Consider the following 15,687-nt stretch of genomic DNA (forward strand, 5'->3'; position numbering starts at 1 on the left):
GTACCCTCCCTAATTCTAAACGATAGCTATTTAAGAATTTTCTGATAATTCTGTTTTTCTTTATATATTTATCAGACGATTCTTACTACTTCTTATTCTACTAATTTTTTTAAATTTGTAAAGTGTTATTATTGAAAATTATTAAAAAATTATTTTCTTACAGTAATATTCATAAAAATTCCATATAGTTTTTTTAACATCGTTTTTTATCGTTACATATACACTAATTTAATAGTGTTAATGATACTTCCCAATAAATAGACTGTAGATTATTGTTAATAAATAATGTATATTTTCAGAAACTTCTTTCCTACAAAAACAAAAAAAGCCCACTTTCTCAGTGGACTTTCTAATTTACAACGGTAAATCCCTCTTCCTAAACACTACAATTGCTACTATGAAGATACAAAGCGCTCCAGCAGTTAACCCTATACTTACTGGCCATATATTATATGTTCCTTCAGCAATTTCTTTCGGACGAAACAATGTAAATAAAGATATATTTCTCATCCACTCTAACTTATCACTTAATTTCCCTACCATATCTAATACGAAAAATAAGATTGTTAAACTGGCTGAGTAGCTAAGTGCTTTTCTTTCATCATTACATATACAAGAAAAGAAAAATGAATAGGCACTAACTACTAAAAATATAAGCCCTCCAACTACATTTATTTTCAAAAATAATTCTTTATTTAAGTTATTATCTTTTAAAAACCATTCTGCACCTAATATACCAGCTACATAAGTAACAATTACAATTATTAGTAGCCCCAATATGAGAACAGCAGCTTGTGTAATTGCAATTTGCACCCTGGATACAGGTGTTGCTAATAAATATGCCATCGCCCCTTTATCTACATGACGAGCAATTAAATGCGTTGCAACCGTGACGCAAAAAATTGTTAAAATGATAATAAACAACAGACTATAATATTCACCAGCTAAAAAATCCATTACATTTTGAATTGGGCTTTCCATTCCAACGATTTTTTTTACACTATCAGGCATGGCACTTATTAATTCATTTAACCCTTTCGCTGAAACCATCGATGGGAATATCCAAATTAATAACCATAAATAAAGAGCTGCACCAGTAGCATAGCTCAATATACTTTTTTTCGTTTCTTTCAAACTAGCTAAAAATAGTTGTTTATTCATGCTTTACCCCTTCTTTCTTCTCGTAATAATGCATAAATAAATGTTCTAAATCCGTCGCTCTCGTTTGAAGTGCAGTTACATTATAGTTTGAAAGTATTTGTAAAACAGTTTGATAGTTTCCTTGCACAATAATTGACGCCTCTCTACCTTTCATTCCTTCAAATTGCAAATCACATTGTTTAAGAGATTCGATTTCTTCTTGAGATGATACTGTTACATCTATCACCTGTCTTCTCATGCCTTGTAAATCATGAATGTTTTCAACGGTTACAAGACAACCATCTTTAATAATAGCTACTCTGTCACAAGTTCTCTCAATTTCAGTGAAAATATGTGATGACATAAGGATTGTTTTTCCTCTTTGCTTTTCCTCTAATATTAAATCTATAAATACTTGTTGCATAAGTGGATCGAGTCCTGATGTCGGTTCATCTAAAATTAACACTTCTGGATCATGCATAAATGCCGCAACTATACCTACTTTTTGTTTCATTCCTTTAGACATTTTTCGAATTGGTGTTTTCACATCGAACTGCAAACGTTCTATCAATTCATCTCGTCTTTTTATATTTTTTAACCCACGCATTCCTTGCATCAAATTTAAAAATTCTAATCCATTCATTCCTTCAATAAAAGAAATTTCTCCTGGTAAATAGCCAACTTCTCTTTGAATTTTCGCAGCATCTTCCCAACAATTTAATCCGAAAATTGTCGCTTTACCAGCCGTCGGTTTTATAAATCCCATTAAATTACGAATCGTTGTTGATTTCCCAGCACCATTTGGTCCTAAGTAGCCAAAAACTTCTCCTTCTTTCACTTCAAATGTAATATCAAACAAGCCTTTTCCATTTGAAAACTGTTTTGTAACATTTTGAACTGAAATCATAAACCCACCTCATTTTTTGAAATATTTAACATGTGATATTTCAAAATTATTGTACTCCTCATCTTTCATATTCGCAACAACTTTTTGAAATATTTATATGTCCATATTTCAAAAATATTGTTTTCAATTATTTTTTCTTGTATATTTTAAATGAGGTGATTGTATTGAACGGCTTTGAAAAAGTGAAAGAAAAGAAAAAACGTGCCATTAAAGATGCGGCCTTTACATTATTTTCAGAACGTGGATTTAATGAAGTGAAAATAGAACATATTGCAAAAAAAGCAAACGTTTCTCAAGTGACAATTTATAATCATTTCGGAAGTAAAGAAGCATTATTTAGAGAGCTTATACAAGAATTTATAACATCTGAATTTCAATATTATAAAAAACTTGCAGAGGAAAAATTACCTTTTCATGAGATAATGCAAAAAATGATTGTAAGAAAAATGAATACTGGTGGGTTATTTCAGCCGGATATGTTACTACAAATGATGCAAAGAGATGAAGAGCTCCGAAAGTTTATTTATAGTTATCAAAACGAAAAAATCTTGCCTTGGTATTTAGAAATACTAGAACAAGCACAGCAAAAAAATGAAATTAACCCTCACCTTACTAAAGAAATGATGTTACTATACATTCAAATGTTCACTAAACTAGGTGATGATTTCGGGGCTCAGCTTCTTGAAGGAGATCGCGAAAAACATATACAAGATATCGTTACGATGTTCTTTTATGGACTGTCCGTCCCAGAAAAATAATGTTTCTAAAGAACAAATACCATCACAAAAAAAGCCCTTTGGATATTTAAATCTCAAGGGCTTTTTGGTGCTAAAAAAATTATTAATACTAGTTTTCTCTTAACGAAGTTAAATGCTGCTTTATAGATAATACCTTATTATAGATTAACTCTTTTAGCATAACAGGCTGAATTGAGATAATCGTTTCTCCGAAATTCAGAAAATAGTTCGAGATAAAATCAACTTCTTGTTTATTAAAATAGCCTGTTATAATGTAATTTTCGTTTTCTTTTTGTATCTTCATGGAAGGATAATTCTCTTTATCAAAAATGTCTTTTCCTTTTTGATTAACAACGACAATAAAATCAGTTGCATCAGGCCTTCTATGAAAATTAGTAAGATAACTTAACAATTCTTCAAGATTTTTTGAATTAGTATTGCTTGTTTCCACAATAGAAAGAATTTTATCACATCTAATTATTTGAACATGATTTGTCTCAAAATTAAAGATTTTAGCATACCACTGGCCAAATTTAGATTCTATTCGAATAAATTGGGCGACCAATACTTTCTCCTCATCTTTTTTAAAATATGTTAAATGATAAACTCGCTCAGCAAAAATCCCCTGTAAAAGTTCTTTTAAGAACGGACTAAAGTTACTATGATTTGTTACTTCAAAGGAAAGCGTTCGTTCCATGATTGAAATATTTTTACTCACATTATCAGGTAATACATGTTTAAATTTATTTTCAAGCGCAATACTTTCTATATTAAATGGCTTTGTTTTGTATCCATTTAATGTAAGCATCGAAAAGTATAACGCATACATTTCATCCACACTAAAATATATTGGTGATAACACACTATTTTCTATAATTTTATAACTCCCATTTCTACCTAGTTCAGAATATATTGGTACACCTATTTCTTCTAATGATTGAATATCTCGCAACGCGGTACTTTTAGAAATATCATATCTAACCATTAAATCTTTTAAATTAAAATATCTTTTATTATTTAAGAAAATAAGCATATCATTTATTCGTTCAGTTTTTTTCATATTTCCCTCCATAAAAGGTGTCATGTATTGAAACCTTTTTAGTCTATATTATAATTATTAACTAATAAAGGAGTTATATATTTATGACATTAGAAATAGCTATTTTTCTTTCAATGAATGGGCAAGCAAAGGAGGCAATTAATTTTTATACACGTAATTTAGAGGCCAAGAAGTTAATGATTGTTACGTATGAAGAACTGGCCAAAAGAGATAGTTCTTTTGAAATTACAAGTGAAAATAAAGATCATATTGCCCACTCTGTTTTACAAATTGGGAATACAAAGCTAATGATAGCCGAAGATACAATGAACCCTACTGAACGTTATAGCGTTGGAAATAACATGTCACTTTGCATTCAAAGTGCTAATTTAGAAGAAATACAAAGATTTTATAATAATTTAATTTCCGATAAGCATGTGAAAATAATCTCTCCACTAGAAAAAAATATATTTAGTGAAGCATATGGTATTATTGAAGATCCTTACGGCATACAAATCCAATTAATGTATGACAAACGACTAAAATAAATAATGAGTCATATTCGCATATTCCTAATAAAAAAAGACACAAAATTCGTGTCTTTTTTATTTTACCGCAATGACTCTACCCGTTTCACTACTCTCAGTCGCCAATTGAATCAATTTAATAACGTCTAAACCTTCTTGAGCAGTTACAGGTAGTTTTTCACCATTTAATATGCTATCTCGCACGCCTTTATAATACATGTCATAGCAGCCGACTTCTGTTGGAATACGCTCTAAGCTTTCTTCTGTTTCTAAAGTAGCAAAATTCTCTTCAGAGTCTGATCCATAACCATTATCCCCTGGCTTCATTCCAGTCTTTAATTGTTCTTCCTGTGAATCCATACCATACTTCACGATAGAACCTTTATCTCCATGCAGTGTAAAATGTGGTCCAGCTTGCTTTACGTAACTGCTACTATGTAAAATAACGCGCTTCACTCCATAGTGAAGTACAACATGGAAGTAATCATCCACTTCTGCACCTGGTCGTTGTTTTATTACATCTGCGCTTATCGCATCTGGTTTCCCAAATAATGATAATGCTTGGTCAATTAAATGCGATCCTAAATCATATAATATACCTGATCCTGGTAAGTTCTTTTCTCTCCAGCGATCGCGTACATGTGGGCGGAAACGATCGAAATGCGCTTCATATGCGTATACATTCCCTATTCTTTTTTCTTGTAATAATTTCTTTATCGTTAAGAAATCATTATCCAAACGGCGATTATGATACACACTTAAAACGACATTATGTCGGTTCGCTAATGAAATAAGTTCTTCTCCTTCTTCAATTGAAACAACGAATGGTTTTTCCACAACAACATGCTTACCGTGTACAATTGCTTCTTTTACATATGGAAAATGGGTTGTATTCGGCGAAGTAATGACCACTAAGTCAATATCAGCTCGATTTACTAATTCATCAATTGTACCAACAACTTCAGCATTTGGTAATGCTTGTTTCACTACTTCTTCTTTTGATGATAAAATAGCACGAATATCGTATTCTTCTATCGTTTGTAATAACGGGATGTGAAATGTTGTACTAGAAAATCCAAATCCTACAATCCCTACACCTATTTTTTTCATGTTGCCCCTCCATTTGTCCCGCTTTAACGGGCAGTAAGATTCCTAACTCAAAATTCAGCGAAAGCAAAGAAATTAGGTGAGGAATCAACTGCTCGTAAAAGCCCGATTGATTCAACTAATAATCAGTGGGGATAAAGAAAATTCCCACTGATTAAAGTTTCACTTTGTGAGAACGATTTCATTTCATTATTATAACAAGATTATTTTTATATACATAATGATTTGCTTAGAAAAAAGCATCTTGCTATCATTCATAGCAAGATGCTCCCTTTATCCCGCATTAACGCGCAGTAAGACTCCCACCTCAAAATACGGCGAATGCGAGGGAAGTTAGGCGGGAGACCAACTGCCCGTAAAAGCCCGATTGGTGAAGGCTAATAATCAGTGGGAGATGGAAAAAAACCACTGATTAAAGTTTCACTTTATTCCGTTCTTTTCTTTGTCCACGTTTCAATTACTTCACCAGTATCATTAACATCTAGTACTAAACTACCATTACTATACCGGTCTTTATTTCGAAACGCTTTCGGATCAATTTCTTCTACAATGTGTTTCTCTGTCTTCATGTAAACTAATTCATCATCTCGAACAATTTCAATACCGACAATGCGGTACGGATTACGTTTTAACTCTTTAAAAATTACAAGGCCTCGCTTCGCCCTCGTTGATTTCTCAATTTCCGATGCCTTTATACGTTTCACAGCACCTCGCTGCGTAACGAGAATAAGTTGATCTTTTTCACCATTTAACGGTTTACCAGAAGCAACATAGTCATCTTCTTTTAAATTAATTGCTTTCACACCAGCTGCTCTGACACCAACTGGACTTACTTCTTCTTCATTGAATACAAGTGCATATGCACCATGTGTTGCAAGAACAATATCACTTGTCCCATCTGTCGCAAATATATCAACAACTTCATCATCTTTTTTCAAGTTTACAGCAACGAATGCCCGTGAATAACGCTGCACTTTATATTGGTTTAATTCTGTTTTCTTAATCATACCGTTTCGTGTAACAAATACGATAAATCGTTTTTCTTCTTCAAAATTCGGTACGACTGTTGCCCAAATTAACGATTCATCTCGCTCGAGTGAAACAAGATTCGCAACGTGTTGACCTAAATCTTTCCAACGAATTTCTGGCATTTCATACACAGGAAGATAAATATAATTTCCTTTGTTCGTAAATAAAAGAACGGTTTCTGTCGTGTTTGTATCGAAACGCTCAAGTAAGATGTCACCCTCTTTCATACCGAAGTATTTCCCGTTCGATGCATTATGCGAACGCCAACCTGTTCGTTTCACATAGCCTTCTTTCGTTACAGTAACGATGACATCTTCTTGCGGAATCATAACTTCCACATCGATTTTAATTTCTTCAATTTCCTCTTCAATTATCGCACGGCGATTATCACTATATGTTTTCTTTACTCTCTTCAAATCTGTTTTAATAACTTGAAAAAGTCTTTTTTCACTTTGTAAAATTGACTGTAACTCTATAATTTTCTTACTAAGTTCCGCTGCTTCTTGCTCTAGCGCTGTAATATCTGTATTTGTTAAACGATATAATTGCAGTGAAACAATTGCTTCTGACTGCGCCTCTGTAAATCCAAATTTCGCACTTAAATTATCTTTCGCATTACGCTTATCTTTAGACCCACGGATCGTTTCAATCACTTCATCTAAAATTGATAATGCTTTCTTTAAACCTTCTACAATATGCTGACGATTTTCTGCTTTTCTTAATTCATATTGTGAGCGTCTTGTAACAACTTCTTTCTGATGTCCAATATATGCATCCAAAATCTTAGGTAATGTCATAAGTGTCGGACGACGATTATTTATCGCTACCATATTAAAGTTGTATGGAATTTGTAAATCTGTATTTTTATATAAATAATTTAAAATACCTTCAGCATTCGCTTCTTTTTTAATTCTACAACGATACGAAGACCTGTACGATCTGTCTCATCACGTACTTCAGCAATTCCATCTAGCTTTTTATCTATACGTAATTCATCCATTTTCTTAACAAGATTCGCTTTATTTACTTCGTACGGAATTTCTGTAATAACGATTTGTTGCTTCCCGCCACGAATCGTTTCAACCTCTGCTTTTCCGCGAATAATAATTTTACCTTTACCTGTTTCATACGCTTTTTTAATGCCATCTATCCCTTGTATAATACCACCTGTAGGGAAATCTGGTCCTTTAATAACTGTTAACAAGTCCTCCACAGAACTATTCGGTTGATCGATACGCATAATTGTAGCATCAATTACTTCTCCAAGATGATGCGGTGGAATTTCTGTTGCATAACCAGCGGAAATCCCTGTAGATCCGTTCACTAATAAGTTCGGGAACATTGCCGGTAATACAATAGGTTCTTCACTCGTATCATCAAAGTTTGACACGAATTCTACTGTTTCTTTATCAAGATCACGTAATAACTCAGATGCGATTGGTGATAAACGTGCTTCCGTATAACGCATTGCCGCTGCTGGATCCCCATCAACACTACCGTTATTTCCGTGCATTTCAACTAAAACATTACGTACTTTCCAAGTTTGACTTAAACGGACCATCGCCTCATATACAGAGGAATCACCATGTGGATGATAATTACCGATAACATTACCTACTGTTTTAGCTGATTTACGAAACGCTTTATCATGCACGTTTCCTTCTACATACATAGAATATAAAATACGTCTTTGTACCGGTTTTAAACCGTCACGCGCATCTGGAAGCGCGCGGTCTTGAATAATATATTTACTATAACGTGCAAAGCGGTCACCTAACACGTCTTCAAGCGGGAGGTCATGAAACTTCTCTGCCTGCATGTTATTCCACCTCCGTCTCCATAATCATTTCATTTTCTAAAATATTTCCTTCTTCTTGCATACCAAATTGTACATTACGCTCAATCCATTTACGGCGAGGTTCTACTTTATCCCCCATCAATGTCGTAACTCGGCGCTCAGCTCTTGATGCATCGTCAATTTTCACACGGATTAACGTACGTGTTTCAGGGTTCATCGTTGTTTCCCATAATTGATCGGCATTCATTTCGCCAAGTCCTTTATAGCGCTGCAGCATGTAGCCTTTACCGACCTTTTTCGTTACACCACCTAATTCTTCATCAGACCATGCATATTCAATTACTTCACTTTTCCCTTTTCCTTTACTTACTTTATATAAAGGTGGAAGTGCGATAAATACTTTACCAGCTTCAATAAGTGGTTTCATATAACGGTAGAAGAACGTCAGTAGTAACACTTGAATATGTGCTCCATCCGTATCTGCATCGGTCATAATAACAACTTTATCGTAGTTAATATCTTCAACAGCGAACTCATTCCCTACGCCGCCGCCAATTGCGTAAATAATCGTATTGATCTCTTCGTTCTTAAAAATATCAGCAAGCTTTGCTTTTTCTGTGTTAATTACTTTACCACGTAATGGTAGCACCGCTTGGAAACGACGATCTCGCCCTTGCTTTGCTGAACCACCAGCCGAGTCACCCTCTACTAAATACAATTCGTTTTTCTGAGGATTACGTGATTGTGCAGGTGTTAACTTCCCGCTTAAAGTACCTTCTGATTTTTTCTTCTTCTTACCAGTACGTGCTTCTTCTCTCGCTTTACGAGCAGCCTCACGTGCTTGTGCTGCTTTAATTGCCTTTCTCACAAGAAGTGTAGCTACATCCGGGTTTTCTTCTAAAAAGTAAGCTAAATGCTCAGATACAATTGCATCAATTGAAGAACGAGCTTCACTTGTACCTAGTTTCCCTTTCGTTTGCCCTTCAAACTGGAGTACATCTTCTGGTACACGTACAGAAACAATCGAAGCTAATCCTTCTCGAATATCTGTACCCTCTAAATTTTTGTCTTTTTCTTTTAATAAAGAAACTTTACGAGCATACTCATTGAACACACGTGTCATTGCTGTTTTAAATCCAGCTTCGTGTGTACCACCGTCTTTTGTACGTACATTATTTACAAACGAAAGAATGTTTTCTGAGTAACCATCATTAAACTGAAAGGCTAACTCTGCTTCAATTCCATTTTGCTCACCCGAGAAATATACAACTGGATGAATCGAATCTTTCTCTTCGTTTAAGTATGAAACGAAAGCCTCAATTCCTGTTTCATAATGAAACACATCTTCTAAATCATTACGTTCATCTTTTATCGAGATTTTCATTCCTTTTAATAAGAATGCAGATTCACGTAATCTCTCACATAATGTTTCATAATTATAATTTGTTGTGCTGAAAATAGTTGTATCTGGTTTGAAGTGCATCGTTGTACCAGACTCTTTCGTTTTCCCGATTTTCTCTAACGTCGTTGCAGGAGTACCACCATTTTCAAAGCGTTGTTCATAAATGCTACCATCTCGCTTAATCGTTACTACTAGCCATTCTGATAAGGCGTTTACAACTGATGCCCCAACACCGTGTAAACCACCACTCGTTTTATAGCCTCCTTGGCCAAACTTACCACCAGCATGAAGTACTGTTAAAATAACTTCAGGTGTCGGCTTTCCAAGCTTATGCATTCCCGTAGGCATTCCTCGCCCTTTATCAATTACGCTAATACTATTATCTTTATGTATTACGACAGAAATTTCGTCGCCAAATCCCGCTAATGCTTCATCAACGGAGTTATCTACTATTTCATATACTAAATGATGCAATCCACGGCTATCCGTACTCCCGATATACATACCCGGGCGTTTTCGAACGGCTTCAAGTCCTTCTAACACTTGAATTGCATCTTCATTATATTGGAACTGATGCTTCGCCAAACTCCTTGCCCCTTTCCTAATCAAATCAGAACATATGTTTCTATTATAGAATAACGCCTCGACTATAGTTTTGGCAAGTTATCTTATCTCTTTTATATACTATTTTCAATAGAAAAATCCTTGTTTTTTTCACAAGGATTCCTCTAGGCTACTATTTCAGAAAAATAATCGTTTGTCAACGAGAAATGGATATGTATTCCAACATTATACATTCCAAACCTTTATCATGATCCAAATGATCAATATCCAAAATGGGATAACAAGTAACAATCCCCAAAAACAGCCTTTAAAAAATCTCATGATGAACACCTCGTTCATCCGCCCTACTTATGTAAAAAGCGAGGGCTGAATCAATCTTTCTATCTTTAAAATCTATACTATTTTGTCATTACATGCTCTACTTTAATGCAACGATCCATTATTACTGTGTACCCTTTTTCTTGTAAAAGTTTATATGTATCTTCATCTTGTACTCCTAATTGTGCCCAGAAAACATCTGCATCAATCTCTACAAACTCTTTCGCAACATCCTTTAAAAATTCTGAGCGACGAAACACATTTACAATATCAACATGTTCTTTAATATCCGTCAGTGAAGAAACCGCCTTTTCCCCGAGTACTTCATCTACTGTTGGATTTACTGGAATAATGCGGTACCCAGCATCTTGCATTGCTTTTGAAACCATATACGATGTGCGTTCTGGCTTATCTGATAATCCAACAACTGCAATCGTTTTACTTTTCTTTAATACTTCACCAATTTCCGTACGAGTTGGGTTTTCAATTATCATAATTTATCCCTCCTATTCCTTTAGTATATCCGATAAAGAAAGTCTCTTTCAACATGAAAGAGACTTTCTTTTATTCCGATTATTGATTCTTTGTAGCTGAATTATCTGCTAATGTAGCTGTTTTCGTCATTTTTTGGCCATTGCGATAGAATGTAACTTCTACTTTCTCGCCTACTTTTTTCTTTTCATATAAATATTTACGGAATTGAAGTGAATTCTCTACTTTTTGATCATCTAACGCTACTACTATATCATATTGCTCTAAACCAGCTTTTTCTGCAGGTGATATTGGATAAATTTTACCTAATACAACGCCGTTTGTTACTTCTTTCGGTACTTTCAATTGATTTACTGCATAAGCTTGCACATCTTCTAATGAAACGACACCTACTCCTAGTGCTGGACGTTTCACCACTCCTTCTTTTTCAAGGGATTCAATAACTGGCTTTGCAATATTAATTGGAATAGCAAATCCAATTCCTTCAACTTCTTGTTGTGCAATTTTACTTGAATTAATCCCAATTATTTCACCGTTTTGATTAAATAACGCACCACCACTATTACCTGGGTTAATCGCTGCATCTGTTTGAATAACTTGAGCATTCCAATCTGCACGCTTATCGCCATCAATATCTACTGGAATTTCACGTTCTTTGCTACTAATAATACCTTCTGTTACACTTCCATCAAACCCTAGTGGGTTACCGATTGCAATCGCTTTTTCACCCGCACGAAGTTTACTTGAATCACCTAAAGTGGCAACTTTATTTACATTAGATCCATCAATTTCTACAACCGCTAAATCTAACCAAGGGTCTTTCCCTACAAGCTTTGCATCTACCTTTTTACCATCACTTAGTTTTACAGCAAGTTTATTTGCTCCATCTACTACATGGTTGTTCGTTACAATATACGCTTTATTTCCTGCTTTTTTATAAATAACACCTGATCCTGAGCCAGCTTGTTGCTCTTGGCCTGTCGGTTGCATCGCAAATGGATCAACACTTTGTTGCATATTAATAACACCTACAACAACATCCTTCGCGCCTTCGATCATTCCCGGTAAATCAGTTTCATTTTTCGCTTTATTTACAACTGGAACTACAGTTCCTTCTACTTGTTTATTAGAATTGAATGACGAAACAGCTGCATCATTATTTTGCACCCATGGCATGTACGGTGCTGCAAAACTAATCGAAACCGCCCCGACTACAGCTCCAACTAAACCTGTGAAAAAATATCCTTTTTTACTACCTGATTTTTTCACTTCTCTCGTTTCACTATGCTCTTCATTCAAATTCGGTCCGTCGTAATATCCCATGTTTTATTTCCCCTCCCTGGTGAATTCGTACTTTCAGTATAGTCACATTTTGTGTCCTTCTTGTGAACTCATCGTGAAATCCAATTAAAAAAATACTCCTATCTACCATTGTAGACAAGAAAAGTATTTTTTGTACATTCCACCTACAAAGGAGAGTGTAAATTTGCTATATCCCAAAGCCGAGATGCATAGTAACTTAAAGGTTATTCTTCGAATTTGTAACCTACTCGAATAACAGTGCCGATATGCTTCGCCTTATCTCCTAGCTTATTTCGCAGTTTTTTAATATGTGTATCAACCGTTCGGTCATCACCGTAGTAATCATATCCCCATAACTGATCTAATAAATGTTGACGTGACAACACAATTCCTTTGTTCTCCATTAAATAAACAAGAAGTTCAAACTCCTTATGTGTCAATATAATTTCTTCACCATCTACTAAAACTGTTCTAGATAGTCGATTCACTTCTATTCCAGCTAAAGACATAGTATTTTCTTCTGATACTCCTACCGCTCCATCCGCACGTTTCAATAACGTCTTCGCGCGAGCTACTAACACTTTCGGGCTAAATGGTTTCGTTACATACTCATCTGCACCTAATTCAAAACCTAGTAATGTATCATCCTCATCCGAACGTGCTGTCAGCATAATAATTGGTACTGCTGATTCTTTTCTAATTCGTCTACAAACAGACCATCCATCTATTTCTGGTAACATAATATCTAACATAATTAAATCAATTTCATGCTCTGCAAATAATTCTAACGCTTTTTTCCCGTCTTCTGCTTCGATTACTTCAAAGCCTTCATTACGAAAATAATCACTAACAATTTCACGTAATCTTCTTTCATCTTCAACAAGTAATACTGTTTTATTCATATAATCTATCCCGCCTTTTTACTCTTTCAATCGAATAATACGTTGATTGGAGCTTCCGCGAAATGGAAGTGTTAAATCTTTTTTCTCGATTTCAAATCTTCCATCGACTAAAACATCCCCATACTGTAACAACTCTATCATATCATTATTTCGAGAACTCTGTATCTCTTCTAACGTATAACCTGTATACATCCATAGATTTTTTTTCAAATCTTTCACAGCTTTTGCTACTTTTTTCACTTCAGCAGCTTGGAAGAATGGATCTCCACCTGAAAATGTTACATCTGTTAATGAATTACTTTCAATCTCTTTCACAATTTCTTCTACCGTCATTTCAGTTCCATTGCAAACATTCCAAGATTTCGGGTTATGGCACCCGAAACAACGATGCGGACAGCCCGCAAAAAACACGACTGTCCGCAACCCTTCTCCATCCACTACACTATCATGAATGATATTCATAACTTTCATTTATGCTTCACCCGATCCATCTCTTCACTACGTTTCGCACTATTCCACTTCGACATATCTCCTACAAGATAGCCCGTTATACGGCGAATTCTTTCTATATTAGTCTCATCTTCATTTCCACAGCTTGGACATTCATTCCCAATAACTCCGTGATAACTACAGCACTTACAACGATCAACAGGATGATTTATTGAACCGTACCCAACGCCATTCTCTGCCATCGCTTGCACAATTTGCTTTAATGCCTTTTTGTTATGCATAGCTGCTCCGTCTAGTTCAATATACGTAATATGTCCCCCGTTACATAGGGCATGGAAAGGTCCTTCTAAACGAATTTTATTTATCGCTTGAATGTTATAATAAACTGGAATATGGAATGAATTCGTATAGTAATTATGGTTCGTTATACCGCTAATCTCACCAAATTTTTCTCTATCTTTTTTCACAAACTTACCTGATAAACCTTCTGCAGGCGTTGCAATTACAGAGAAATTGAGTTGATGTTCTTCCATCGCCTTATCCATGCTCTCTCTCATAAAGGAAATAATTTCATATCCAAGCTTCCACGATTCTTCATTTTCTCCATGATGCTTTCCAGTTAACGCTACTAAACATTCTGCAAGACCGATAAAACCAAGACTTAACGTCCCTTGTTTTAAAATCGGTTCCACAGCATCTTCAGGTTGTAACGTCTCTCCACCACGCCATACACCTTGTGAATATAAGAACTGAAAATCTCTTGCTCTCTTTGTACATTGATAAGCAAATCTCTCTAATAATTGCTTAACGCCTAAATCTAAATAATAACTTAGCGCTTCAAAAAACGCTTCTTTTGAACCACTAATTAGCGCTAATTTCACTAAATTAATAGAAGTAAACGATAAATTCCCTCTTCCAATTGCTGTTTCTTCCCCATGTATATTAGACATAACACGAGTACGGCACCCCATATAACATACTTCACTTTCCGGTCGACCATCATAATGCACAGCATTAAACGGAGCATCTAAAAACGAAAAGTTAGGGAATAATCGCTCAGCGGTCGTTTCTAACGCTAATTCAAATAAATCATAGTTCGGATCACACTCTTCAAAGTTCACGCCTTTTTTCATTTTGAAAATTTGAATAGGAAAAATCGGTGTTTCCCCTTTACCAAGTCCAGCTTGCGTCGCTTTTAAAAGTTGCTTAATTAAAAGTCTTCCCTCTTTCGATGTGTCTGTTCCGTAGTTAATAGAAATAAATGGTACTTGTCCCCCGCCCCTACTATGCATACTATTTGAATTATGAACGAAAGCCTCACACGCCTGATACGTATCATTTTCTGTCTCTTTCCATGCAAATTCCTCTATTTGTTCTTTCGTAAGCGGATATGACTGTAGTCGTTTTTTATGTCTCTTTACTGTTTTTCTCACATATGGAGCTAAATCAATATCAAAGAGTGCAAACGATTGACCACCGTGCTGCATATTTTGATTCGCCTGAAAAATAATTGAAGAAAGCGCCAACGCACTTTTAATGTCTTGCGGTTGTCTCATATGTCCATGTCCAGTATGAAAACCGTTAGCTAGCATTTGCGCTAACGGAATTTGCGAACAAGTCGTCGTTCCTGTTGCATAAAAATCTAAATCATGTGGATATAATATATTTTGATCTATCGCTTTTTTCACTTGATCTGATAATAATTTTTCTACTGCATAATACTTTGCGCTCTCAGATGCGAACGTTCCCATTACTCCCATTGGAGATCGACCATCTACATTTGCATTTTCCTGCATTAAATCTTGTTCATTACCGTGGATAATTGTCTCAAATACTTTCATTAATTCTTCTCCACGTACATTTTGTTTCAACATTCATAACCCTCCACCAACATGTTGTTGTCTTTTGATTAAAATCATACAACATATAGTTCTTCTGTTCCTGTGAAAAATGTAACATTCCTGTGAAAGTTT

Annotated in this window: 12 protein-coding genes and 1 pseudogene; 2 read left to right on the forward strand and 11 right to left on the reverse strand. The window is 35.0% G+C overall.

The features are described 5' to 3' along the window. Nucleotides 1-354: 354 nt before the first annotated feature. Together JFU23_RS05720 and JFU23_RS05725 are read right to left on the reverse strand one after the other, a co-directional pair. The gene (locus JFU23_RS05720; RefSeq protein WP_137058808.1) at nucleotides 355-1,161 is read right to left on the reverse strand and encodes an ABC transporter permease subunit; all 807 of its coding nucleotides are present in this window, start codon (nucleotides 1,159-1,161) and stop codon (nucleotides 355-357) included. Next, a complete protein-coding gene (locus tag JFU23_RS05725; RefSeq protein WP_201031579.1) occupies nucleotides 1,154-2,047 on the reverse strand; it encodes an ABC transporter ATP-binding protein in 894 nt (297 codons plus the stop codon). Before JFU23_RS05725 ends, JFU23_RS05720 begins: the two co-directional genes overlap by 8 nt. A gap of 137 nt (nucleotides 2,048-2,184) precedes the next feature. On the opposite strand from JFU23_RS05725, the gene JFU23_RS05730 reads away from it, so the two are divergent. Next, entirely contained in the window at nucleotides 2,185-2,805 is a 621-nt protein-coding gene (locus JFU23_RS05730; RefSeq protein WP_201031580.1) for a TetR/AcrR family transcriptional regulator, read from the forward strand. A gap of 88 nt (nucleotides 2,806-2,893) precedes the next feature. On the opposite strand, the gene JFU23_RS05735 is transcribed toward JFU23_RS05730, so the two are convergent. After that, on the reverse strand, nucleotides 2,894-3,868 hold the full coding sequence (locus JFU23_RS05735; protein WP_201031581.1) for a helix-turn-helix transcriptional regulator: 975 nt from the start codon (nucleotides 3,866-3,868) through the stop codon (nucleotides 2,894-2,896). Nucleotides 3,869-3,927: 59 nt separating this feature from the next. Here JFU23_RS05735 and JFU23_RS05740 point away from each other — a divergent pair, with 59 nt between their 5' ends. Next, nucleotides 3,928-4,371: a VOC family protein gene (locus tag JFU23_RS05740; RefSeq protein WP_002014318.1), complete on the forward strand. Its 444-nt coding sequence runs from the start codon at nucleotides 3,928-3,930 to the stop codon at nucleotides 4,369-4,371. Between the two features lie 57 nt (nucleotides 4,372-4,428). On the opposite strand, the gene JFU23_RS05745 is transcribed toward JFU23_RS05740, so the two are convergent. The 8 genes and pseudogenes from JFU23_RS05745 to JFU23_RS05780 form a co-directional block, all read right to left on the reverse strand. After that, on the reverse strand, nucleotides 4,429-5,460 hold the full coding sequence (locus tag JFU23_RS05745) for an oxidoreductase (RefSeq protein ID WP_002014316.1): 1,032 nt from the start codon (nucleotides 5,458-5,460) through the stop codon (nucleotides 4,429-4,431). A 422-nt stretch (nucleotides 5,461-5,882) separates the two neighbouring features. Then, a pseudogene (gene parC / locus JFU23_RS05750) lies at nucleotides 5,883-8,305 on the reverse strand (DNA topoisomerase IV subunit A). Between the two features lies 1 nt (nucleotide 8,306). After that, nucleotides 8,307-10,271, reverse strand: a complete 1,965-nt coding sequence (gene parE, locus JFU23_RS05755) for a DNA topoisomerase IV subunit B (RefSeq protein ID WP_002087772.1) — start codon at nucleotides 10,269-10,271, stop codon at nucleotides 8,307-8,309. Between the two features lie 377 nt (nucleotides 10,272-10,648). Next, complete coding sequence (locus JFU23_RS05760) at nucleotides 10,649-11,062, reverse strand: CoA-binding protein (RefSeq protein WP_002014313.1); 414 nt, start codon at nucleotides 11,060-11,062, stop codon at nucleotides 10,649-10,651. 79 nt (nucleotides 11,063-11,141) lie between these two features. Then, nucleotides 11,142-12,383, reverse strand: coding sequence for a S1C family serine protease (locus JFU23_RS05765; protein ID WP_012261395.1), 1,242 nt, complete (start codon nucleotides 12,381-12,383; stop codon nucleotides 11,142-11,144). 203 nt (nucleotides 12,384-12,586) lie between these two features. Continuing rightward, nucleotides 12,587-13,264, reverse strand: coding sequence for a response regulator transcription factor (locus JFU23_RS05770; protein ID WP_002014310.1), 678 nt, complete (start codon nucleotides 13,262-13,264; stop codon nucleotides 12,587-12,589). Nucleotides 13,265-13,282: 18 nt separating this feature from the next. Next, nucleotides 13,283-13,735 carry an anaerobic ribonucleoside-triphosphate reductase activating protein gene (gene nrdG, locus JFU23_RS05775; protein WP_002137702.1) on the reverse strand — a complete coding sequence of 151 codons (453 nt, stop codon included), beginning with the start codon at nucleotides 13,733-13,735 and terminating at the stop codon, nucleotides 13,283-13,285. Then, on the reverse strand, nucleotides 13,732-15,588 hold the full coding sequence (locus JFU23_RS05780) for an anaerobic ribonucleoside triphosphate reductase (protein ID WP_201031582.1): 1,857 nt from the start codon (nucleotides 15,586-15,588) through the stop codon (nucleotides 13,732-13,734). Before JFU23_RS05780 ends, nrdG begins: the two co-directional genes overlap by 4 nt. Nucleotides 15,589-15,687 lie beyond the last annotated feature (99 nt).

The organism is Bacillus sp. TH50, assembly GCF_016650565.1.
GTDB lineage: Bacteria > Bacillota > Bacilli > Bacillales > Bacillaceae_G > Bacillus_A > Bacillus_A mycoides.